At 61.6% G+C, this 25156-nt stretch carries 5 protein-coding genes; 1 reads left to right on the top strand and 4 read right to left on the bottom strand.

What is annotated here, in order from left to right; translation table 11 throughout:
- Positions 1–4: 4 nt before the first annotated feature.
- Complete coding sequence (locus EV586_RS12215; protein ID WP_165898562.1) at positions 5–5395, bottom strand: non-ribosomal peptide synthetase; 5391 nt, start codon at positions 5393–5395, stop codon at positions 5–7.
- 241 nt (positions 5396–5636) lie between these two features.
- Here EV586_RS12215 and EV586_RS12210 point away from each other — a divergent pair, with 241 nt between their 5' ends.
- On the top strand, positions 5637–5822 hold the full coding sequence (locus EV586_RS12210) for a hypothetical protein (protein ID WP_132945398.1): 186 nt from the start codon (positions 5637–5639) through the stop codon (positions 5820–5822).
- A gap of 82 nt (positions 5823–5904) precedes the next feature.
- On the opposite strand, the gene EV586_RS12205 is transcribed toward EV586_RS12210, so the two are convergent.
- From EV586_RS12205 to EV586_RS12195, 3 genes are read right to left on the bottom strand one after another with little or no spacing between them, the layout of a single operon-like run.
- Positions 5905–19143 carry a non-ribosomal peptide synthetase gene (locus EV586_RS12205; protein ID WP_132945397.1) on the bottom strand — a complete coding sequence of 4413 codons (13239 nt, stop codon included), beginning with the start codon at positions 19141–19143 and terminating at the stop codon, positions 5905–5907.
- A 2-nt stretch (positions 19144–19145) separates the two neighbouring features.
- On the bottom strand, positions 19146–23870 hold the full coding sequence (locus EV586_RS12200; protein ID WP_132945396.1) for a non-ribosomal peptide synthetase: 4725 nt from the start codon (positions 23868–23870) through the stop codon (positions 19146–19148).
- Positions 23870–25144: an LLM class flavin-dependent oxidoreductase gene (locus tag EV586_RS12195; RefSeq protein WP_132945395.1), complete on the bottom strand. Its 1275-nt coding sequence runs from the start codon at positions 25142–25144 to the stop codon at positions 23870–23872. Before EV586_RS12195 ends, EV586_RS12200 begins: the two co-directional genes overlap by 1 nt.
- Positions 25145–25156: the final 12 nt, after the last annotated feature.

Here is a 25156-nt window from a genome sequence, read left to right as displayed (position 1 = left end):
GCTCTTACTTCCTCCGATCTTTGAGCAGCTGTTTGCGCTTGTTCAGCGCTTCCCGCTGCTTGCTGGCTTGATCACGGATTTCCTGTATTGATGGCTTGGCGGCAGCATCTTGCTGCATAAATTTGACCAGCGCCGAGACGGTCGGGTATTTGAACATCTCGACGACGGAGAACTCGCGCTTCATCTCCTGCTGCAGTCGCTCATGGACTTTGACCATCAGCAGCGAATGCCCGCCGAGGTCAAAAAAGTTGTCGTGCACGCCGATCTTGTCAAGGCCGAGCACTGCCTGCCAGATCGCCGTCACCTGCTGCTCCAGCTCGGAGCCCGGCGCGACATAGGCGCTTTCCACCGCTCGTTCGCCGTCCGGCGCAGGCAGAGCTTTACGGTCGATCTTGCCGTTTGGCGTGAGCGGAAATGCCGTGAGCAGGACGAACGCTGACGGCACCATGTAGTCGGGCAGGGACGCTTTCAGCGCCTGGCGCAGGTCGGGCACGGTGAGCGCCGCCTGTTCTTGGGTCGTGACATAGGCGACGAGGCGCTTTTGCCCCGGCTGGTCTTCGCGGGCGATCACAACGCTGCTCTCCACACCGTCCTGACGGATCAACTGCGCTTCGATCTCGTCGAGCTCGATGCGGAAGCCGCGCACTTTCACCTGATGGTCGAGGCGGCCGAGGTATTCGATCGTGCCGTCCGGCCGCCAGCGCACGAGGTCGCCGGAGCGGTAGAGCTTCGCGCCTCCGTCGCTTGGGAAGAGATGCGGGACGAATTTTTCTGCGGTCAGTTCCGGGCGGTTCAAGTAGCCGCGGGCCAGCATCGCGCCGCCGATGTACAGTTCGCCCGGCACGCCGAGCGGCACAGGCTGGCCATGGCTGTCGAGGATGTAGACTTCGACATTGGGGTTCGGCCGGCCGATATGGACGGCAGAGCCTGTGCTCAGCAGGGCATGCGTGGTGCAGACTGTGTTTTCCGTCGGACCGTAGCCGTTGACGAAGCGGCGGCCGCTGGTCGACCAGCGTTCGACGATCTCTTTCGTGCAGGCTTCCCCGGCGGAGATCACCGTGCGCAGGTGCGGCAGATCATCGCCGGACAGCATCGCCAACACCGACGGCGGCAAGGTGACGTTGTGCACCTGTTTGTCGTTCAGCAGCTTGAGCAGCGCCGGGCCGGGCAGCAGGTCGTTTTTGTCGGCGAGGACGAGCGTGCCGCCTGCGCTGAGCACGGTGAACACTTCGGCGACCGAGGCGTCAAACGAGAACGACGCGAACTGCAGGACGCGGGTGCTGCCATCGATCTGGAAGGCGTCATGCAGGACGTGCACAAGGTTAAACAGGCCGGCATGTTCGAGCAGCACGCCTTTGGGCTTTCCGGTTGAGCCGGACGTGTAGATGACGTAGGCGAGGCTGTGCGGCCCGGCCGCCGGAGCCGGGTTGGCAGCACTCTCCACGGCGATCTGCGCCCAGTCGGCGTCGAGCAGGATCTGCCGGACGGAATGCTTCGGCAATTGCTCCGCGAGATGCGCTTGGGTGAGCAGGATCTTCGCGCCGGAGTCTTCGAGCATGAAGGACAGGCGCTCGCCCGGATAGGCCGGATCGAGCGGCAGGTAGGCACCGCCCGCCTTGAGAATGCCGAACATGGCGACAACCATCTCCACCGACCGCTCCATTGAGACGGCGACGAGCGATTCCTGCGTCACACCCGCTTTTCGCAAATGATGGGCGAGCCGGTTGGCGCGCTCGTTCAGTTCGGCGTAGGTCAGCTTGATATCGCCCAGTTCGAGCGCCGTCTTGTGCGGCAGCTCTTCCGCTGTCCGCTCGAACAGCTCATGGGCGCAGACCGGCTCCCCATAATCGGCCCGCCTCGCATGCCAGTCGCCCAGCAGATGCCGTTCTTCCGCTGCTGTCAACAGCGGGGCGTGGGCGAGCGGCCGGTGCGGCGCGGAGATCAGTCCGTGCAGGAGCGTCGTGAAGTGGCCGCTCATGCGCGCGACGGTCGACGGGTCGAACATGTCGGCGTTGTAGTCGAAGGACGCGGAAAGTTCACCTTCCACTTCGGCCAAGGTGAGAATCAGATCATATTGGACGTGCGTCTGGGCGAGGCGCATCGACTCCAGCGGCAGGTCGCCGCCGAGCTGCGCACCCGCTTCGTTCAGCGCAAAGGCGGTCAGGCCGTCGCGGTCGAGCAGGTGCGATTTCTGCAGGACGAAAAACGCCTGGAACAGCGGCGAGACGCTGGGGTCGCGCTGCGGATGGAGCTTCTCGACGAGCAGGGAGAACGGATACTCCTGATGATCGAGCGCGCCCAGCACCGTGCGGCGCATCGCTTCGGTAAACGCAGCGAACGTTTCCGCGCCTTGGAACCGTCCGCGCAGGACGATCGGGTTGACGAAATAGCCGAGCGTGCCCGCATCTTTCGCCGAAGTGCGGCCCGCTGCCGGCGAGCCGACGAGGATGTCGTCCTGGCCGGTGTAGCGGTGCAGCAGCACGTGGTACGCGGCGAGCAGAGCGGTATACAGCGTTGTGTTCTGCGCTTTGGCAAATTCTTTGACCTCTTCCGTCAATCTGGCTCCCAGACGGAACTCATGCGACGCGCCGCGGAACGTCTGCACCGGCGGGCGAGGACGGTCGGTCGGCAGGTTGAGCACGGGCAGTTGGCCGGACAGCTGCTGCTGCCAGTAGCGGTAGAGCTGTTCGCCTTTGGCCCCGTTCAGCATCTCCGTCTGCTGGCAGACGTACGCGCCGTAGCTCTGCCCGGCGGTGCGAATCGCCGCTTGAGTGCCCGTTGCCGCCGCGTGGTAGAGGTCGCGCAGTTCGGCGGTGAACAGGCCGAGCGACCAGAAGTCGGTGATGATGTGGTGCATCGACAAGAGCAGCACGTGCTCTTCTGCCGACCGCGAGAAGACTAGGACGCGCCACAGCGGACCTTGCGCCAGATCGAACGGTCGGTCGGCTTCCACGCTCAGGCGCTGTTGCAACTGCTCCTCGCTCCACCCGGCCGCCTGTTCCACGGCAAAATGGAAGTTGGGCTGCTCCTGCACGAGCTGAAGCGGTTCGCCGTCCTGGAGTTCCATGCGGGTGCGCAGCTGCGGGTGGCGTGCACAGAGCTGGGTGAGCGCCGTTTGCAAAGCTTGCGTATTCAAGGCGGCCGGCACTTTCACGGCACGCGAAACGTTATAGGCGGAGCTGTCCGGAGCGAGGCGCTGCATGAACCAGAGCGAGCGCTGACCGTAGGACAGCGGGAAGGTGGAGGGAGCAGCGCATTCGGTTGCTGTCGAGCCGGTTCCGGCCGTGTCTCCGGTTGCATCTTGCTGCTGCGCTGCGCCTGCTGCGTTCTCACCGATCTTGACCAGCACTTCGGTCGCCAGCTCGGTGATGCTCGGACCGTCGAGCAGCGTGGTGAGCGAAAGGTCCGTCTGAAACGTCTCTTCCACTTCGTTTTTCAGCTCGACCGCCATCAGCGAGTCGAGGCCGAGCACGTTCAGCGACTGGCTGCGGTCGATCTGCGCCGGGTGCACGTTTAACACCTGAGCCGACTTGGCCAGCAGGTAGCTCTCCAGCGCGATCAGGCGCTCGCTTTCGGTCAGCGCGAGCAGGCCGTCCCGGTCGAGGCTGCCGAAGTCAAAGCCGGTTTGCAAACCTTTCGTTGGCGCGTCAGGCCCAGCTGTTGCCCCTTGGCCCAGCACGTCGGCGTGCAGCACATCGAGCGTACCGTCGAGAAAGCGCTGGCGGCAGGCGTGACGCTGAATCTTGCCGCTGGACGTCTTCGGGATGCTCGCCGGTTTGATCAGGACGATGCCATACGCCTGCAGCTCATGCTGCTCGGCGATCTTTTGGCGGATCGCCGCGGCGACTTCGGCGAGGTTGCCTTTGCGGTGAGCGCGCTCGACTTCGCTGACGATGACCAGCCGCTCTTCCCCATCCGCTTCCACCGAAAATGCCGCCCCCGCTCCGGCCGGCACGGCGATGTGCGCTTCGGAGACGGTGAACTCAAGGTCTTGCGGGTAGTGGTTGCGCCCGCGGATGATGATCAGGTCTTTGAGGCGGCCGGTGACGAACAGCTCGCCTTCCAATAGGAAGCCGAGGTCGCCGGTGCGCAGGAACGGCCCTTCGCCCGTCGCCAGGCGGGCAGCAAACGTCTCCTGCGTCTTGTCCGGCGCTTCCCAGTAACCTTGGGCGACGCTGCGTCCGCCGACCCAGATCTCGCCGACTTCCTCTTCCGCACAGACGGTGAACGTGTCCGGGTGGACGATGTGCACGCGCTGGTCGGTGCGCTCCGGGCTGCCGCAGCCGACGAGACGGCGCGTCTGCTCAGTGACGGCGGCTGCCGGGCGGACTTTGTTTTGCTCCAGCGCCTCACCGTCTAAGGCGAGCGTGAGCGGAGCGGTCTGTTTGACGCCGCCGGTGACAAACAAGGTGCCTTCGGCGAGGCCGTAGCAGGGATAAAACGCCTCCTTGCGGAATCCGCAAGGGGCAAAGCAATCGGAGAAGCGCTCCAACGTCTCCGGGCGAATCGGTTCTGCGCCCGTAAACGCCGTCTCCCAGTGGGAGAGGTCGAGAGTATCGCGCACCTCCGGGGCTATTTTTTGCACGCAAAGATCGTAGGCGAAGTTCGGCCCGCCGCCAAGCGTGGCGCCGAGGCGGGAGATCGTCTCCAGCCAGCGCAGCGGCTTTTGAATGAAGGACACGGGCGGCATCAGGGTCATCTCATACCCGCCGTACAACGGCTGCAACACGCCGCCGATCAGTCCCATGTCATGGAACGGAGGCAGCCAGAGCACGCCTTTGGTGCCGTCGGCGATGCCGAAGTTCTGATGGATCAGGCCGAGGTTGTGCAGCAGGTTGCCATGGGTGAGCATGACGCCTTTGGGCGCGGAGGTCGAGCCGGATGTGTATTGCAAGAACGCAAGCGACGACGCGTCGGCACCGGGGTGCTGCCAGGCGAGGGCGAGCGACCCGTCGAGATGATCGGTCGCGAGCAGGCGCATCGTCTGCAGGCCCGGCGTGTCGGCAAAGCGGCGTTCGATCGTATTGTGAATCTCATCGGTGGTCAAAGCAAAAGCTGCGCGGGCGTCAGAAGCGACCGCGACGAGGCGGGACAAGTTGCCGTTTTGGCGCGGCGGATAGGCAGGCACCGCGACCACGCCTGCGTACAGGCAGCCAAAAAAGGCGACCACATACTCCGGCCCCGGCGGATACAACAGCAGTGCCCGCTCCCCGGACGCCCCCATGCTTTGCAAAAGGGCGCCCAGCGCGCGGGCCTTTTGATCGAGCAGAGCATAGGAATACTCCACTGCCTCATCTTCAACCAGAAAGCGATACGCAAGTTGGCTTGGCTGCTCCTGCGCTCTGTAGCGCAGCAGATCCACGAGCGTGGCAGACAATACCTGCGTTTCGTGCATGAGTAGTTCCTCCAGTCTTGAGGTTTCCATAATTTTCTGCATTTATAAGTTTCTGAAATTGCTACAATAAGTTACAATCTATAATCCCTATTCGATAGTAATAGTAACAATCCTGCCTAAACTTTAGAATTGCAGATCGTGTGATTTATTGTGATTGTTACTGTGATCAAATTTATTGCAATGTTTAATGAGGAGGGATGTGTGGGAGCTTGAAGAAGTATGAAACTGAGGTGATCTCTTGATGAATCGGTTTCATTGCTGCGCGACCTGCCAGCACTATTCGATCGTGGAGGAAGCGGGGAAGCGAAAGAGCAAATGCGCCCGCTTGGGCTTCGATACGCAGCCGAAGTATCAGTTCGACTGCTGGAATCCGAAGGAAAATGTGCAGAAGTTGATGGAGAAGGAAAAGGACTCCTCGAGCAGATGAGGAGTCCTTTTCTTGTTGGCCGCGCAAGCCCGCCCGGATACAAAAAAGAGCTGTTGGCCTGAAAGCCAACAGCTCTTTCCCATTAAATATGCTGCAAATTCCGCAACACCGTAAAGTGATCGCCTTGCACCGCCTTCACTTCCACGCGTTCCACCAGCTCTTCCCAACCCAGCGTCGGAGCCAAAGGATGGCCCGCGCTCGTTTCGCTTAGGAACAGGGTGGCCGGCACGGAGAGCGTGCCCTGCGGCATGTAGGTGGCCAGCGCGTTCACGTTGGCTTTGAAGACGGCAAACAGACGGGTCAGCCGCTCCAGGCTCAAGTCGGTCGCGAGGTGGCGGTGCAGGTACGAAAGAGCCTCCTCCGCTTCCAGACGCGCCAACTCTTCCGCTGCTCCCGGCAACAGGGCAACGCCCAACTGCCCGGCGAGATCGGCTGCGAAAGACGGCAGCACCTCCCGCTCCGCTTCGACAAACAACGTCGGCGCGTAGCTGTCGATCAGCACCAGCGATGCCACCTCCCGGCCTTGCGCTTGCAGTTGGCGCACCATCTCATAGGCAACAGATCCGCCAAATGACCAGCCGCCGAGGTGGATCGGACCCGCCGGCTGGACGTTGACCAGCTCCGCCACATAGCACGCCGCCATCGTCTCAATGTCTGCAAAAGGCGATTCGGCGCCTTCCAAACCTCGCGCCTGGAAGGCGTAGAACGGCTGCTCACCACCGAGCGCATTCGCCAGCTCCAGATACGACAGCGCACTGCCTCCGACCGCATGCACACAGAAGAACGGACTGCCTTCGCCTTTCGCCAGCTCCACAAGCGGCGTGTACGGAGCCTGCCCGCCTTGGCGGAGCAGGTTGGCGATGCCTTCGACCGTCGCCTGCTGGAACAGTTGGGCCAGCGGCAGTTCCTGGCCGAATTTTTGCTGAAGCTGCGCGGTCAGGCGCACCGCCAAGAGCGAGTGTCCGCCGAGGATGAAGAAGTGATCCTTTGCCCCCACTTGCGGAAGCCCGAGCAGCTCCGCAAAAATCTGGCCGACCTGCAGCTCCACCGCATCGCGCGGCGCCACGTACTCGCTTTCGTTGATCAGGACCGGCTCCGGCAGCGCCCGGCGGTCCACTTTGCCGTTCGGGGTCAGCGGGAACGCCTCCAGCACGATCAGCAAGGACGGCACCATGTACTCCGGCAGCCGTGCCGCCAGATGATCGCGAAGCTCCGCCCCGCTCACGCCTTCTGCCACCACATAGCCGAGCAGCGCCTCGTCGCGCACGATGACCGCCGCGTCCTTCACCGCCGGATGCTTGCGCAGTTGCGTTTCGATCTCGCCCAGCTCCACGCGGAACCCGCGCAGTTTGACCTGGTCGTCGATTCGCCCGCCGTACTCCAGACTTCCGTCCGGCAGCCAGCGCGCCAAGTCGCCCGTCTTGTACAGGCGCTCGCCGTTCACTTCGATAAACTTCTCTGCCGTCAGATCGGGACGGTTGAGATAGCCGCGCGCAACCATCGGGCCGGAAACGTGCAGTTCACCGAGCACGCCGATCGCCACCGGCTGCTGATGCGCATCCAGCACGTGCAGGCGGACATTGGGCAGCGGATAGCCCAGCAGAGCGCTGCGATTGCCCGGTGCCGCCTTCATCGCCGTCACGGCAACTGTCGTTTCGGTCGGGCCGTATTCGACATAGAAGTCCCGTCCGTCCGCAAAGCGGCCGATCAGCGCTGCCGATACCACTTCCCCGCCCGCCATGATCACGCGCAGGTCAGGCAGGTCTTCCTCCGGCAGCATCGCGAGCGCAGACGGCGAGATGCAGATGCCGGTGATTTTCTCCGTGCGGAGCAGACGGCTCAATTCCGGACCTGGCAACAGGTGGCCGGCAAAGACGACCGTCGCCCCAAAAGCAAGCGGCACTAACAGGTCACAGGCGGATGCATCAAACGCGAACGACGTAAACTTCAGCACGCGGTCGCCCGGCTGCCACGCGTTGCGCTTGCCTTGCGCTTCCACAAAATTGACGAGGCCGCGGTGGTTGACGAGCACGCCTTTCGGTTGTCCCGTCGAGCCGGACGTGTAGATGACATAGGCAAGATGATCGGGCGTGGCGGCACTTGTGACAGGCGCAGCGCTTTGCGACGACCAATCCGCATCCAGCAGCACGATCTCCGCTTGGGAAACGGGCAACTCCGTCACCAGCTGCTGTTCGGTCAGCAGCCACTTCACCTGCGAATCGGCCAGCAGATAGGCCAGACGCTCACTCGGATACGTCGGGTCGAGCGGCAGATAAGCCCCGCCCGCCTTCAGCACCGCCAGCACCGCGACCGCCATCTGCGGGGTGCGGGTCACGGCGATCGCCACCAGCTGATCCGGCCCGACGCCACGCTCCTGCAGGGTGCGGGCGATGCGGTTCGCCTGCTCGTTCAGCTCGCGAAAGGTCAGCGTCTGCTCTGCACTTTCCGCTGCGATCGCATCCGGCGTGCGTGCCGCCTGCGCCTCGATCAGCTGATGCAGGCACGCTTGCTCCGAATAAGGCGCCTCCGTCTCCTGCCACTTGGCCAGAAGCCCGCGCTCATCAGGTGTCAGCACCGGCAGTTCGGCAATCGCGCGGTCCGGCGCCTCTGCGATCCCGGCCAGCAGCACCTCGAAGCGCCCGATGATACGCTGGATCGTCTCCTCTTCATAGAGGTCGGTGTTGTACTGCACCGATCCGGCCAGACCGTCTTCACGTTCGTACAGCGCGAAGGTCAGGTCGAACATCGAAGTCGCTTTTGCCACCGGGAAGTTGGACAGCGTCAGCCCCGGCAGCTCCAAGTCGCCCTGCGGCGCGTTTTGCAAGACGAACATCACTTGGAACAGCGCCGAGTAGCTCAAGTCGCGCTCCGGCTGCACTTCCCGCACGAGGCGCTCAAAGGGCAGGTCTTGATGCGCATAAGCATCCAGCGTCGTCTCCCGCACCCGCGCGAGCAGCTCGCGGAAGCTCGGGTTGCCCGACAGGTCGGTGCGCAGCGCCAAGGTGTTGACGAAGAAGCCGATCAGCCCTTCCGTCTCTTGGCGCGTCCGCCCGGCGATCGGAGAGCCGACCACGATGTCCTCCTGCCCCGACAATCGGGACAGCAACGTGTTGAACGCCGCCAGCAAGGTCATGAACAAGGTCACGCCTTCCTGTTGGCTCAACGCTTTCAAACGCGGCAGCAAGCCTTGCGCCAACGAGATCTCTTGAAGCACACCGTTGAACGTCTGCACCGCCGGGCGCTGCTTGTCGGTCGGCAGCTCCAGCACGAACGAAGCATCTTGCAGCTGCCGTTTCCAGTACCCGAGCTGCTCTTCCAGCACCCCGCCCGCGAACCATTCGCGCTGCCAGTTGGCATAGTCGGCATACTGCACCGGCAAGGGTGCGAGCGGCGACGGCTGCCCGCTGGCAAACGCTTCGTACAGCACCGACAGCTCTCGGGTCAGCACGCTCATCGACCAGCCATCCGACGCGATGTGGTGCATCGTGACAAGCAGCACATGCTCCGCTTCGTCCAACTGCAGCAACACGGCACGCAGCATCGGCCCTTCGGTCATCGCAAACGGCAGCTCACCTTCCTCGATCGCCGTCAGCGCCGCCTGCATCTCGCGCTGCCAGTCGGGCAGCTCGCGCAGGTCGACCACCGCAAACGGTGTTGGCACCTCGTCCCCGATCACCTGCACCGCTTCGCCGTCCCGCGACACAAAGGATGTGCGCAAGACTTCGTGGCGGCGCAGGATCTCATCGAACGTCCGTCGCAGCGCCGTTTGATCCAATTGCCCTTTCAAACGCAGAGCAAACGGCATGTTATAGGTGGACGTCCCTTGATGAAACTGTTCATAGAACCACAGGCGCTCCTGCGCAAACGACAGAGGCAGCGCTTGGCTGCGCGGCACCGGGAGGATCGGCAGGGTCTTCGACGCGCCTTTTTCGCGCAGCATCCGTTCGATGCCCGCAGCCAACGCTGCAACTGTCGGCGCTTCGAACAGCGTCCGCAGCGGCACCTGCAAGTGGAGCTCAGACGCCAGAGACGCCATCACCTGGGTGGCCAGCAGCGAATGTCCGCCCAGCTCGAAGAAGTTTTGCTCCACGCCGACCAGCGGCAGGCCCAACACTTTGCGCCAGACGCCGGCCACCGTGTTTTCCAGCGGCGTGCGCGGCAAGATCACCTCGGTGTTCTGCACCATCATCGCGCGGTCGGGTGCCGGCAGCGCGGCGCGGTCGATCTTGCGGTTGACCGTCAGCGGCAAAGCTTCCAACTGCACGAACAGTCCCGGCACCATGAATTCCGGCAAATGGGCTTTCAGATACCCGCGCAGGTCTGCTGTTGCCAGCGCCGATTCCGCGCCGACAGCCACATAGCCGACCAACTGGTTCTCGCCTGACCGGTCAGGCAGTGCGACCACCGCCGCGTCCTGCACGGCCGGATGCTGGCGCAGCAGCGCTTCGATCTCGCCGAGCTCGATGCGATAGCCGCGCACCTTCACCTGCAAGTCGATCCGGCCGATGTACTCCAGCTTCCCATCCTTCGTCCAGCGCACCGCGTCGCCCGTCTTGTAGAGTCGGCCGACCGGTGTCTCGACGAATTTTTCCGCCGTCAGTTCGGCGCGGTTCAGATACCCGCGCGCTACGCCCGCGCCGCCGATGTGCAGTTCGCCGGCCACGCCGACCGGCACTGGCTGCAAATAGGCGTCGAGCACGTGCACCGTCGAGTTTTGCAGCGGAGAGCCGATCGACGGCGCGCGTTCGCCGTCACAGACTTCGGCGGTGACAAAAACGGTCGTCTCGGTCGGGCCGTACACGTTGATCACGCGGCGCCCTTCCGTCTTCCAGCGCTGCACCACTTCCAGCGGCAGGACCGTGCCGCCGCAGATCACCGTGTTCAAGGCAGGCAGATCGTCGCTCGGCAGTTGGGCCAGCATCGCCGGTGTCGTCGAGATGCGCTCGACCCGCTTTTCACGGAGCAATTGCTGCAGCTCCGGCCCCGGCAGCAGCTGCTCGCGGGTGAACAGCACCAGCGTCGCGCCGACCGCCAGCGGCGGATAGAGGTCTTTGACAGACGAGTCGAACGAGAACGACGGGAACATCGAGCAGCGCATGCCGGCCTGCAGATCGAAGTCTTTCAGGAACATTTCGATAAAGTTTACCAAGTTGCGATGCTCGATCAAAACGCCCTTCGGCTTCCCAGTCGAGCCGGACGTGTGGATCACATAGGCCAGATTGGACGGCTGCACCGCACTTTGCGGGTTGGAGACGGGCTCGTGTTCGAACGTCTCGACGTCGAGCAAGATCATGTCCGCTCCGCCGCTCGGCAGTTCGGCCGCCAGATGCGACTGTGTCAGCAGCACCTGCACCCCGCCGTCTTCGAGCTGGTAGGCGATTCGCTCCGCCGGATACGCCGGGTCGATCGGCAGGTACGCGCCGCCCGCCTTCAGCACGCCGAGCAGACCGATGAGCATCTCCGGCCCTTTCTCGACGGCGATGGCGACCAGACGGTCCGGTCCCACGCCGCGCGCCTGCAGATGGTGCGCCAAACGGTTGGCCCGCTCGTTCAGCTCGCGGTAGGTCAGCATCGTCTCGCCAAACTCGACCGCGATCCGCTCCGGCTCCCGCTCCGCCTGCTGTTCAAAGAAGTGATGCGCGCACACATCTTGCGAGAACGGGGCTGCCGTCTCGTTCCACTCCGCGATCTCCTTGCGCTCCGCTTCCGTTACGATCGGCAGTTCGGCGATGCGCCGGTCCGGCGCGCTGACGATGCCTTCGAGCAGCAGCTCAAAGCGCTCGATCAGCCGCGCCATCGTCTCCTCTTCGAACAGGTCGGTGTTGTATTTGAGGTTCCCTTCCAGCCCCGTCTCGCCTTCGTACAAAGACAAGGTCAGGTCGAACATCGAAGTCGATTTGTCCACCGGGAAGTCAGACAGGGTCAGCCCCGGCAGCTCCAAATCGCCGAGCCGCATGTTTTGCAGCGCGAACATCACTTGGAACAGCGGCGCGTAGCTCATGTTGCGCTCCGGCTGCAGTTCCCGCACGAGGCGTTCGAACGGGACTTCCTGATGGGCAAATGCGCCCAAGGTCGTCTCCTTCACGCGGGCCAGCAGCTCGCGGAAGCTCAGCTCGCCCGACAGTTCGGTGCGCAGTGCCAAGGTGTTGACGAAAAAGCCGATCAAGCCTTCCGTCTCCTTGTTCGTGCGGCCCGCGATCGGCGAGCCGACCACGATGTCTTCCTGCCCGGACAGACGGGCGAGCAGGATGTTAAACGCGGAGAGCAGCGTCATGAACAGCGTGGCGCCTTCCTGCTGGCTCAGCTCTTTCAAGCGCGGCAGGAGGCTCGGCTGCAGCGAGAGCTCTCTCATCGCCCCGTTGAAGGTCTGCATCGCCGGACGCGGCTTATCGGTCGGCAGCTGCAGCACAAACGATGCGTCCCGCATCTGCTCCTTCCAATAGCTCATCTGCTCTTCCAGCACGCCGCCTTCCATCCGCTTGCGCTGCCAGTGCGCATAATCGGCATACTGCACCGGCAGCGGCGTGAGCGGCGATGTTGCACCGGCGACGTACGCCTGGTAGAACGCCGACAGCTCTTCGATCAAAATGCCCATCGACCAGCCGTCCGACGCGATGTGATGGAACGTCATCAAGAGAACGTGCTCCTCGGCATCCAGCTTCAACAGCACGGTGCGCAGCATCGGTCCCTGCGCCAGATCGAACGGTAAGTCGCCTTCTTCGATCGCCGTCAGCACCGCCTGCATCTCACGCTCCCATGCGGGCAGCTCCGAAAGATCATGCACCGTAAACGGCACCTGCACATCCGGCACCACCATCTGCTTCGGCGCGCCGTCCAGCATCACATACACGGTGCGCAGCACTTCATGGCGGCGCAGAATCTCATCGAATGCCGCCTGCAGAGCTGCGGTGTTCAAGCTGCCTGTCAAGCGCAGCGCAAACGGCATGTTGTACGTCGATGTGCCCGGTTCGAACTGTTCAAACAGCCACAGCCGCTCCTGTGCAAACGACAGCTCCGCCGCCGCTTCCCGCGCCACCGGCAGGAGCGGCATCGCTTTTGCCGCTCCCGCTGTGCCGAGCAGCTGCTCGACGCGGGCCGACAGACCTTCGACGGTCGGCGCCTCGAACAAGGCCCGCAGCGGCAGTTCCACGCCCAGAGCGGCAGTCAAATGCGACATCACCTGTGTCGCGAGCAGCGAGTGCCCGCCCAGCTCAAAGAAGTTTTCCTGCACGCCGACTTGCGGCAGGCGCAGCACCGTTTGCCACACATTGGCAACCGCCGCTTCGACCGGTGTGCGCGGCGAGATCTGATCCGCTTCTGCCGATTGCGTCCGGTCGGGAGCAGGCAGTGCGGCGCGGTCGACTTTGCGGTTGACCGTCAGCGGCAGTGCCTCGAGCATCACATACAGCCCCGGCACCATAAACTCCGGCAAAACGGACTTCAGATGCGCCCGGAGTTCTGAGGCAGCAGGCGGCTCCTGCTCCCCGACCGCCACATAGCCGACCAGTTGCTTGTCGCCCGCTTCCATCTCCACAGCCAAGACGGCAGCATCCTGCACAGCCGGATGTTGGCGCAGCACCGCTTCGATCTCGCCAAGCTCGATGCGGAACCCGCGGATCTTCACCTGTTGGTCGATGCGGCCGAAATACTCCAGCGACCCGTCGGCCAGCCAGCGCACCGCGTCGCCCGTCTTGTACAGGCGTCCGTACGGCGTCTCGATAAATTTTTCGGCGGTGAGATCGGCTCGGTTCAAATAGCCGCGCGCCACGCCTACGCCTCCGATATGCAGTTCGCCCGGCACGCCGACCGGCACCGGCTGCAGCTTGGCATCCAGCACGTACAGCTCAGCATTGGCGATCGGCTGGCCGATCGGCGGCACGCTTTCGCCGTCACAAGGGCCGACCGTGGCCAAGACGGTGGTTTCCGTCGGACCGTACGCGTTATACACAATGCGCCCAGCGCCTTGCCACAGTTGAACGACTTCGCGCGACAACGCTTCGCCGCCGATGATCACCGTGTGCAAGTCGGGCAGCTCGCCGCTCGGCAGCTGCATCATCATCGACGGAGTGGCAAACATGCGGTTGACGCGCTTCTCCTGCATCAGCTGCTGCAGCTGCGGCCCCGGAAGCAGCTCTTCGCGCTTGAACAGCACGAGCGTCGCTCCGACTGCCAGCGTCGGGTAGATATCCATCACCGACGCGTCAAACGAGAACGAGGAAAACTGGAACGAGCGCGACCCGGCCTGCACGTCAAAATAGCGGACGTACCATTCGGTGAAGTTGACCAGGCTGCGATGCTCGATCAGAACGCCTTTCGGTTTGCCGGTCGAGCCGGAAGTATAGATCACATACGCCAGGTTGTCTGGCCGCACGCAGCTCTCCGGGTTGGCAGCCGATTCCTCCGGAAACAGCTCCACATCGAGGCAGATCACGTGCGCAGCGGCCGCAGGCAGCCCGGCGGCCAGATGCGACTGGGTCAGCAGCACCGACACCGCTCCGTCTTCGAGCTGGAAGGCGATCCGGTCGGCCGGGTACGCCGGGTCGATCGGCACGTACGCGCCGCCCGCTTTCAGCACGCCAAGCGCCCCGACGATCATCTCCGGCCCGCGCTCGACGACGATGGCGACCAGCTGCTCCGGCCCGACGCCGCGCGCTTGCAGATGGTGCGCCAAGCGGTTGGCCCGCTCGTTCAGCTCGCGATAGGTCAGCGTCACATCGCCGTACTCCACCGCAATCAGATCGGGCGTCCGTTCCGCCTGCCGCTCGAACAGGTGATGTCCGCACGCCGCTTCGTCAAACGGCACGGTATTTCCTTTCCAGTCTTCCAAAAGCAGGCGCTGCTCCTCCGGCGTGATCATCGCAGCGGCAAAGACCGATTCGTTAGGCGACCCGGTCAGATGTTCCAAAAGCACGGCAAAGCTGTCGATCATCCGCACGATCGTCGTTTCGGCAAACAGATCGGTGTTGTACTCGACGATCCCGGCCAGCCCGCCGTTTTCTTCCTGCACGAGCAGGCTGAGGTCAAACTTCGACGTGCCGCGCTCGACAGGGAAATCGCGCCAGGTCAGGCCCGACAGGTTGAGATCGTCCATCGGCGCGTTTTGCAGGGCAAACATCACTTGGAACATTGGCGGATGGCTCATGTCGCGCTCCGGGCGCACTTCCTGCACCAGACGTTCAAACGGCAGATCTTGATGCGCGTACGCGCCGAGCGTTACTTCGCGCACGCGCTGCAACAGCTCGCGGAAGCTCGGATCTTCCGACAGATCGGTGCGCAGCGCCAACGTGTTGACAAAAAAGCCGATCAGTCCGTGCGTCTCCGGACGGGTGCGCCCGGCGATCGGCGAGCCGACCACGATGTCTTCTTGACCTGAATAGCGCGCCAGCAGGACGTTAAACGCCGCCAGCAGCGTCATGAACAGCGTGGCGCCTTCCTGTTGGCTCAACGCTTTCAGCCGCTCGGTCAGCGCGGCCGAAAGCACGATCTCCCGCGTCGCGCCGACGAACGTCTGCACCGCCGGACGCGGCTTGTCGGTCGGCAGCTGCAGGACGGCAGGAGCGCCTTGAAGCGTCTGTTTCCAGTAGGCGAGCTGCTGCTCCTCCACGTCGCCACGGAACCACTGGCGCTGCCAGTGGGCAAAATCGGCATACTGGATCGGCAGCGGAGCGAGCGGCGAAGCAGCCCCTTGCCGGAATGCGTCATAGAGCTTCGAAAGCTCGTCGATCAGGACGCCCATCGACCAGCCGTCCGAAATGATGTGATGCATCGTGAGCAGCAGCACATGGTCTGCTTCGGCGATGCGGAACAGCTTGGCACGCACCAGGGCGCCTGCGGTCAGCGTGAACGGCGTCTCGCCCTCTTCGACCGCTCCCAACGCGGCTTGCACCATCGCCAGCTCCGGCGGCAGCGCGGAGTAGTCGACCAGCTCAAACGGCAGTTCCTGCTCCGCAAGGATCACCTGCTCCGGCTGTCCGTCGACGACGGCAAACGTGGTGCGCAACGCTTCATGGCGGGACATGATTTCGTTAAAACTCGCCTGCAGCGCCGCCACGTCGAGCTGCCCGGTCATGCGCAGCGCCATCGGAATGTTGTACGCTGCCGAATGGGTGTTGAACTGTTCGAGGAACCACAGGCGCTCCTGTGCAAACGACAGCGGCAGACGCTGGCTGCGTTCCACACGTTCCATGGCGGACGGTTCGGTCGCCTTCCCCGCCTCCTCGCCGTCGATCAGTTTCGCCAGCGCTTCGATCGTCGGCGCTTCGAACAGCGTCCGAAGCGGAAGTTCCACGCCGCACGCCGACGCGACCTGCCCCATCACCTGGGTCGCCAGAAGTGAATGTCCGCCCAGCGCGAAGAAATTGTCGGTCACGCCGATGCCATCGAGCTTCAGCACTTTTTGCCAGACATCGACCAGGCGGCGCTCCGTCTCCGTCCGCGCCCGCACCGTCTCTTCCGCCCCGGCCGCATGCTCGCGACCCGGCGCCGGGAGAGCCCGGCGGTTGACTTTCCCGTTCGCCGTCAGCGGCAGCGCCGCCAGCGCAACGAAATAGGCAGGCAGCATAAATTCCGGCATATCCTGTGCGAGATACTGGCGCAGCTCCTGTGGCGACGGCACAGCAGAGCCGGCCACATAGGCGAGAATCTGCTGCTCCTGCACCAGCACAGCCGCTTCTTTGACCTGCGGATGCTTTAAAAGAGCCGCTTCGATCTCGCCGAGCTCAATGCGAAAGCCCCGTATCTTCACCAGCTGGTCCAGACGGCCGAAGTACTCCAGATTTCCGTCCGGCAACCAGCGCACTTTGTCACCCGTCTTATACAGGCGTCCAAACTCGGTGTCCAGAAATTTTTCGGCGGTCAATTCCGGGCGGCGCAGATAGCCGCGCCCGAGGCCGATGCCACCGGCGTACAGTTCGCCGGGCATGCCGACCGGCAGTGGACGGAGCGACTCATCGAGCACGTAGACCGACATGTTGGCCAAAGGGCGCCCGATCGAAGGCAACCGCCCTGCATCTGGCGTTGACGGCACCTCATAGGCCGTGGTGTAGACGGTCGCCTCTGTAGGACCGTAGCCGTTGATCACTCGAAACGGCAGATCGGGGCGCGGATAGATGTGCAACGCTTCCCCCCCGGTAAACTGCATCCGCAGCGGAGTGTTTTCCGGCCACTCGAGCAACATCAAGGCTTCAGTCAGCGCAGTCGTCGCATAGGCGACGGTCACCTCCTGCTCTATCATCCAGGCCTGTAACTTCTGAGGTGCATAACGCGTTTCTTCATCCGGTTGCACGATCGAACACCCGCTCAGCAAGGCCGGGATCAGATCCATCAGCGTTCCGTCAAACCCGGTGCCAGCGATGTGCGTCACACAGTCTGCCGCTGTCAGATCGGCACGGCGGGCATACCAATGGGCAAAGTTGAGGATGCTTGCGTGCTCCAGCTCTACTCCTTTTGGCGTCCCCGTCGAACCTGATGTATACAACACGCTGGCCAGATGGCTCAGTTCGGACACTGTTTGCAGATTTTCCTTACTTTCCCGGGCAAAAACAGGAGCATCCGCGTCGAGGCACACACTTTTTCCGCCTTCCCAAGCCACTATCTCCTGCAGGCTCTCTTGAGTCAGCAACAGCCCAGCCCCGGCGTCTTGCAGCATGAACCGAATCCGCTCTCCCGGATACTTCGGATCGATCATCAAGAAAGCAGCTCCGGTCTTCCAGGCTGCCAGATAGGCCGCGACAAGCTCCGGCGACCGCTCCAGGCAGACCCCGACCAACCGCTCGGGCCCCATGCCCTCTGCTTTCAGGAAATGCGCGAGGCGATTGGCATACGAGTTCAGCTCTCCATAAGTCCACGCCTTTCCAGGCGAGCGGACGGCGAGTGCGTCAGGTTGGTTCGCCGCATGCGCTTCCACATATTGATGCACCAATAGGTCGCTGGGAAAAGGGACTGCGGTTGCATTCCAGGAGACGAGCACCGCTTCATGCTCCGCTGCACTCATCAGCGGGATGTCTTTGAGCTGCACGTCCGGCCGGTCCGCCACAGCGTTCAGCATCACCTCCAGATGCTCCAGCAGGCTTTTTACCGTCTGTTCCGCATAGCGCGTTGCATCATACTGCACACGCAGAATCAACTCGCCTGCCGGAATGACAGTCAAAGTCAACGGGAATGAAGTCTGTTCCGCAGAAGAGCCGTCGGTGATTTTTAAAGATCCGATGTGTTCCTCTTCCCCGGCTTCGTCGTCCAGAAAGTTTTCAAAGACAAACAAGGACTCAAACAACTTGAGATCGCCCGGCACTTCGCTCCACATCTGAATCTTGGTCAGCGGAGTATGCTCGTATTGGCGCGCCTCCAATTGCGACGCCTGCAGCGCTTTGAGCCAAAGGCCAAGCTCAGCGTCCAACTCAACTCCGACCCGAACGGGAAGCGTGTTGATGAACAGGCCGGCCATCCGTTCCACGCCGGGCAGTTCACCGGGACGTCCGGATACGGTGCTGCCGAAAAGAACATCGTTTTCCCCGGATGCCCGGCTGAGATATAAGGCCCAGATCCCTTGCAAAAGCGTATTCATTGTGACCTGCAGAGACCTGGAGACGCCTTTCAAACGAGCATACAGGTCGCTGGACAAACGATGGTCGATGACAGGGTTGCGAACTTCACTGTCCTCGATCACGCGCTTTCCATAGTCGAGCGGCAAAGGGGTCGGTTTTGCAAACCCTTGCAGCGCCTTCCGCCAATATGCTTCCGCTTCCCCAAGATTCTGCCGCTGCAGCCAGCTCAAGTAATTGCGAAACGGCATACTCGCCGGCAATTGGGGTTCCCTTCCGCACTGGTACGCTTCATACAGCGCCCACAGCTCTTTTAAAATCAGCTGAATGGACCAGCCGTCAAGCAAAATGTGGTGAAATGTCCAGACCAGACTGTGCGTCTGCTCGTCGAAGCGAATCAACGTGACCCGCATGACAGGCGCTTCGGTAAATGTGAACGGCTCCAAACGATCTTTCCGGGAAAAGTCTGCCGCTCTCGCATGTTGTACGTCTGTCTGCATACCGCTCCAGTCCAGCACGCGCAGGGGCAACTCCACTTCTTTGCCCACCACTTGCAGCGGTTTTTCTAAATCCTCCCAGAAGAACGCGGTACGCAGGATTGGATGCCGTTCCATCACCATACGAAAAGCGCGGGAAAATGCGTCTTGGTTCAGCTGTCCTTCCAGCGTCATCGTGAGCTGTACCGCGTACACCCCCGAATCGGGGGCATACAGCGTATGGAACAGCATCCCGTGCTGCAGGGGTGTCAGTTCGTACAGCGACTCAATGTTTTCGCGTTTCATGGTTATTCTCCCACCTTGCCAAAAGAGCTCAGGAATCTGTCGAGATCATGCTGATTGAGATTGGCTTCCGGGAAGTCGGACGGCGTAAACCCACCGGCATTCGGGTCGAGGCAATGCTCGATCAGCGCGCAAAGCTCTGTGATAAAGTCATTTGCGATGCGCTCGACAGTCGCCCGGTCATGGATGTTTTGCGAGTATTCCCAGCATACTTCCAGCTCACCGTCGATCACCGTCGCCGACAGCTGCAGGCTGTGCGCGCGGCTGCCGCTGGCTGCGCGCGGCGAACCGATCGACTCCTGTGCCAGCCCAAACAGGGCGTCTTCCGCGGTCTGCTGATCAAACTGGCCGAGATAGTTGAACGAGATGTCCGCCTGCGGCAGCGCGCGCAGGCGTTCCGCCACGCCGTCCGCTGTGCTCAATCGGCGCAGAATGCCATAGCCGACCCCTTTGTTTGGCACGGCGCGGAGCAGTTCTTTGACCGCTTTCAACTGTTCGCCCGGATGTTTGTCGAAGCCGAGATCGATCAGCACCGGGTAGATCGAAGTGAAAAAGCCGACGGTGCGGGAGTGGTCGATGTCTTCCATCAGATCTTCACGTCCGTGCGCTTCCAGATTGACGAGCAGTTTGCGGTCATGCGTCCAGTTGGCGCACGCTTTGGCCAGCGCTGTGAGCAGCACATCGTTGATCTGAGTCTGGTAGGCTTTCGGCACCTCCTGCAGCAGTTGGCGCGTCTGTGCCTGAGACAGCTTGACATAGATGTTGTCAACAGACGCTTCGAGATTCGCACCGCTGCGGTCAGTCGGGAGCCCTTTTGCCGTCTGCCAGCGGGCATCCAGCCAATACTCCGCTTCCAAATGCGCCTGCGTTGTCGCCGCGTACTCGTTCAAGCGGTTTGCCCAATAGAGGAAGGAAGTGGTCTTGTTGGGCAAAACGACCGTTTGACCTTGTGCAAGTTGTGCATAGGCAGTGCCTGTATCTTCAATCAAGATTCGCCAAGAGACGCCATCGACGATCAGATGGTGCAAGACGAACAAGAGGCGTCCGTTTTGTTCCGGACCAAAATGGAAGTATGCAAAGCGCACCAGCGGACCTTCCGTCAGATTCAGGCTGCCTTGCAGTTCAGCAGCCGCCTCCTCCAGCGCCGTCGCTTGACGCTCTACGGGAATTCCGCTCAGATCAACCATTTCAAACGGCACTTCCTCGCTGATGTCGTCATTGCACTGGGTCCAGCCTTCCTCACTTTGCACAAAGCGCATCCGCAAAGCATCATGGTGCTTCATCAAGGCACCGAGCGCTTGTTTCAACAACTCCGGATCGATCTCCCGGCGAACTTCAAGCAAGAACGGCATGTTGTAATAATGCGGCTCGGGTAGTTCTTGTTCAAACACCCAGTGCTGCATCGGCGTGAGCAAAGCTTGGCCGGTGACAATCCCCTGTTCGCATTGCACCGCTGCCGTTGTTCCGGCGATGGCTGCCAGCTCTGCGATCGTCGGGTACTTGAACATATCTTTCGGCAGCAAGCGCAGTCCTTGCTGCGCGGCACGGGTGATGATCTGAATCGAGAGAATCGAATCGCCGCCCAAATCGAAGAAATTATCGTAAATGCCGACCCGCTCCATGCGCAGCACTTCCGCAAAGATCACAGCCAAAACCTCTTCTGCCTGATTGGTCGGCATCGTATCGCTTGCGGTCAGCGACTTCATCTCCGGGGCGGGCAGCTTTTTGCGGTCGATCTTGCCGCTCGGGTTGAGCGGAATGGTGTCGACCGCAACGAAGACGGCAGGCACCATGTACTCCGGCAGGCGCTCCTTCAAAAAGCGCCGCAATTCTTGCGAGGTCACCTCATGAGCCGCGTGGGGCACGAAATACCCGACCAGGCGCTTTTGACCTGGCACGTCTTCACGGTCGATCACAACGATAGACGCCACGGCGGGATGTTTGGCGGCCACCGTTTCGATTTCACCAAGCTCAATCCGGTAGCCGCGCAGTTTGACCTGATGGTCAAAGCGCCCGAGGAACTTGACGGCGCCGTTCGGGAGATAGGAGCAGCGGTCTCCCGTCTTGTACAGTTTTCCTTCGCCAAACGGGTTCGGCAGGAAGCGCTCAGCAGTCAACTCCGGGCGTCTCAGATAACCCCGGGTGACACCCGCTCCGCCGATGTACAGTTCGCCGATCACACCGATCGGCACGGGCAGCATATGTTCATCCAAGATATGCACCGTGTAGTTGGTGAGCGGGTACCCGATCGGGACGTTGGTCAAATTCGCAGCGTCCGTCACCTCGTAGGTAGTGGAATAAATCGTCGCTTCTGTCGGACCGTAGAGGTTGAACAGGCGAGCCGCACTCTCCGCTTTGAGCTGACGCGCCAAGGCAGGAGGCATCGCCTCCCCTGCCAAAAAGATCTTGCGCAGGCCTCGCAGCGAGGCTGCTCCTTGCGCGTCTGCCAGTATCATGCTCATCAACGAAGGGGTGCATTGCAAGATTGTCGCCCCATGCCGGGCGATCTGGCTGGGCAGCGAATAGTTGCTGCCAGATACCCCGGCGCCAACGATATCCTGTTCGGAGAGGACGATCACTTTGTTGCCTAGGGTCAGCGACCAGAGCAGTTCAACGACGGAGACGTCAAAGCCCATCGAAGAGACGGCAAGCAACGCATCGTCCGCCTCACTGCCGACCGCCTCCTCCATGCCGCGAAAGAACTGGCACACGCTCTGATGCTCGACCATCACACCTTTCGGCTGGCCGGTCGAGCCGGAGGTGTAGATGACGTATGCCAAGGAATTGCCGTCGATTGCGTCCTGCAGATTGTCAACGCTTGCTCCTGCCAGCTCTTCCTCTGCACCGCCAAGCAGCACGGTCGGCCCCTGATGAGCGGGCAGCAGCTCCAGGACCGCCTCCTCGGTGACGAGCACTTGTGCCTGCGAATCCTGCAGCATATAAGCGATGCGTTCCTGCGGATAGGTCGGGTCGAGTGGAACATAAGCTCCCCCCGCCTTCAAGATCCCCAAGATGCCGACGATCATCTCGGCCGAACGCTTCACGCAAAGCCCCACCGGCACTTCCGGACCGACACCCAGCTGTTTCAGCCGTCGAGCCAAGCGGTTTGCCCGAGCGTTCAGTTCGGAGTAGGTCAGTGACACATCTTCAAAAATCACGGCCTCCGCATCTGGCGTCCGCTCTACCTGCGCTTCAAACAGACGGTGAATCGCAGGCAGCGCCGACGTATCCGGCAGCCGGGTCCAGCTTGCGAGCTGCAGGCTTTTTTCACTCTCGGTCAGCATCGCCAGGTCGGCGATGCGCTGTTCCGGGTTATCGACGATCGCATAGAGCAGGTTCATGTAGTGTTCGGCCATGCGCTCGATCGTTGCAGGATCGTACAGATCGGCACAATACTCAAACAGACTCAAGCCATCGTCGTTTTCCACGATCGCCAGCGAGAGATCATATTTAGCCGTCTCATTGTCGATCCACTCACCTTCCACCTCAAGACCCGGCAGCGTGAATTTTTCTTCAGGCACGTCGACGTAAATGAACAAAGCCTGATAGATCGGGCTGCGGGTGGCATCGCGATCCGGTTTGATATCGTCGAGAATCAGCCCAAACGGCGTAGCTTTGTAGTCATATGCACCGTACGAGGTGTTTTTCACGCGACGCAAAACTTCGCGGAACGACAGGTCGCCGGCAAGGTCGGTGCGCAGCGGGATCGTGGTCAGGAAATAGCCGAAGACATTTTCCAATTCGACTTTGTCCCGGTTGGCGAGCGGGGTGCCGATGATGATGTCCGGCTGGCCGGTATAACGGTGAAGCAACACTTTATAAGCGGCCATCGTGATCATGTTCGCCGTTGCGTTTTCCTGGCGGGCCAGCGCTTTCAAGTCTTGGAACAGCTCCTGCGGGATCTTGAAATAGTGACGAGCCCCTTTATACTCCTGGTCGGCCGTTCTGGGATGGTCGGTCGGCAGGTCGAGGACGAGCGACGCCCCTTCCAAGTGTTTGCGCCAATAGGCGAGCTGCTTTTCCAACTCTGCACCTTGCAGCGTCTTGCGCTGATGTTCGGCAAAATCCGCATAGTGCACCGCCAGGGGCGAAAAGACCGGCTCTGCGCCGTTCAGGAACGCCGTGTAATTCACTTTCAGCTCTTGGAAAAACATCGAGAAAGTTACGCGGTCCATCACGATATGGTGAACGGCGAAGACCAAGACCGTATCTTCGTCGGTCAGCCGAATCACCCCGAGGCGCAGCAGCGGCCCTTTTTCCAGATCGAACAGATAGTTCGACTCGCGGAGCTTCTCGGCTTCCAGAGCCACCTCACGCTGATCGGCCGGCAGATGGCGTAAGTCGGTGACCTGCAGTTTGATCTCCACTTGCGGGTGCACAATTTGGACGATCGATCCGTCCTCCTGCATGTGGAACGTGGTGCGCCATGCTTCATGGCGCGCGACGATCGCATTGACGGCGCGCTCCATCAGGTCGATGCGCAAGGTCCCGGTCATGCGCAGTGCGGTATAGACGTTGTACGTGGTTTTATCAGGCTCCATCTGCTGAAAAAACCAGATGCGCTCCTGGTCATACGACAGCGGACTCGGGTTGTTGTGGCCGCGCGGGGGGATCGTCTCCTCTTCCTTTTGCTCCTGCGGGATCTCGATGCCCATCTTTTTCAACTGGGCTTCGAAGACTTTGCGCTGTTCCGGCGACAGTGATTTGATGCGTTCCTGCAAGTCCTTCATTACGATTGCACCCCCTGCACGCTAAGTTTGATGCGGTAACGCTCTTGCAGTTCATTCAGGTGCTGCAGCCCTTCGAGCACCGTCTCCGGCGCGAGGCCGAAGTCGACGAGGCAGGCCACTTCGGTGACGCCGATGTCGATCAGGTTGTTGATCAGCGTCTCACATTTGTCGACCGTGCCGAGCAGCGTGCTCTCTTCGAAATAGCGCTCATAAGCAAACGCAACCAGTGCGTCTTTGTCCGCTTCGGTGGCGAGGTCGAAGTCGCTTTTGAAATTGTCCTGTTGGCGCAGGAAGGTGCGCAGGTAGCTGGTGAGCGGCTGGCGGGCCTGCTCTTTGACGGTGTTGTTGTCGGTGCCAAGGAAGGTGTGCAGCATCACCGCCACCTTGCCTTTCTCCGGGTCGTGTCCCGCTTTGGCGCGGGCGTCGCGATAGAGCTTGATCTTTTGCTCCAGCTCATGGAGCGGCTGGTTGACGAGGCCGGTCAGGATATGGCCACCCATCTCACCCGCTTTGATCAGCGTCTCCGGAGCGCCTTGGGAGGCGAACCAGAACTCGAGGTGCTGCTGGATCGGGCGCGGCAAGATGCGCGTCGAGACTTCCTCGCCGTCGATGCCGGTCATCGTCACCGTCTCGCCCTGCCAGAGCCGCTGGATCGTATCCAGCGCGTCGATCATCTCGTTGCGGCGGTTTTTGTAATACTCCAGGTTCGGCTTGGGTGACAGGATGAAGTCGTTCGGATGCCAGCCGGATGCGGCGCAGATCGCGATGCGGCCGCCGGACAGGTTGTCGACGACCGACCACTCTTCTGCCACGCGGATCGGGTGATGCAGCGGGATGGCGACAGATCCGGCGCGCAGCTCGATGTTTTTCGTGACCATGGCGAGGGCGGCGGAGAGCACCGCCGGGTTGGGATAGAGACCGCCAAAGTCTTGAAAATGGCGCTCCGGCGTCCAGACCGCCGCATAGCCGTGTTCATCCCCGTGCTTGGCGCAGTCGAGGAGCAGTTGGTATTTGTCACGGGACGCGGTGCTGCCGTCGCCGGAGAAGAAGTAGAGAGAGAAGTCCATCCCTTTGTTCGGGTCGCGCTCTTTCTTTTGCAGGCCCGTGCCTTTGAAGCCGGGCTGAGAGCTGGCGGCGCCGGGGAGGGTGACGGCGATGGTGCCGCTCTCCTCTTTTTTGACGAGAGTGTCGAGGCCTTGTTTTTTCAGCTGTTTTTCGAGCAGGGCACGCTGTTCGGGCGACAGGGCGGCAAGTCGTTTGTTCAGATCGTTCATCGGGGCTTCACT

Source organism: Tumebacillus sp. BK434 (assembly GCF_004340785.1).
Lineage (GTDB): Bacteria > Bacillota > Bacilli > Tumebacillales > Tumebacillaceae > Tumebacillus_A.
The sequence above is the reverse complement of the archived record's forward strand: the minus strand, read 5'-3'. Positions and strand labels throughout refer to the sequence as shown.

Coding starts and splice junctions, on each gene's coding strand:
- EV586_RS12215 (WP_165898562.1), bottom strand. CDS start 5,395: ATGCACGAAACGCAGGTATTGTCTGCCACGCTCGTGGATCTGCTGCGC.
- EV586_RS12210 (WP_132945398.1), top strand. CDS start 5,637: ATGAATCGGTTTCATTGCTGCGCGACCTGCCAGCACTATTCGATCGTG.
- EV586_RS12205 (WP_132945397.1), bottom strand. CDS start 19,143: ATGAAACGCGAAAACATTGAGTCGCTGTACGAACTGACACCCCTGCAG.
- EV586_RS12200 (WP_132945396.1), bottom strand. CDS start 23,870: ATGAAGGACTTGCAGGAACGCATCAAATCACTGTCGCCGGAACAGCGC.
- EV586_RS12195 (WP_132945395.1), bottom strand. CDS start 25,144: ATGAACGATCTGAACAAACGACTTGCCGCCCTGTCGCCCGAACAGCGT.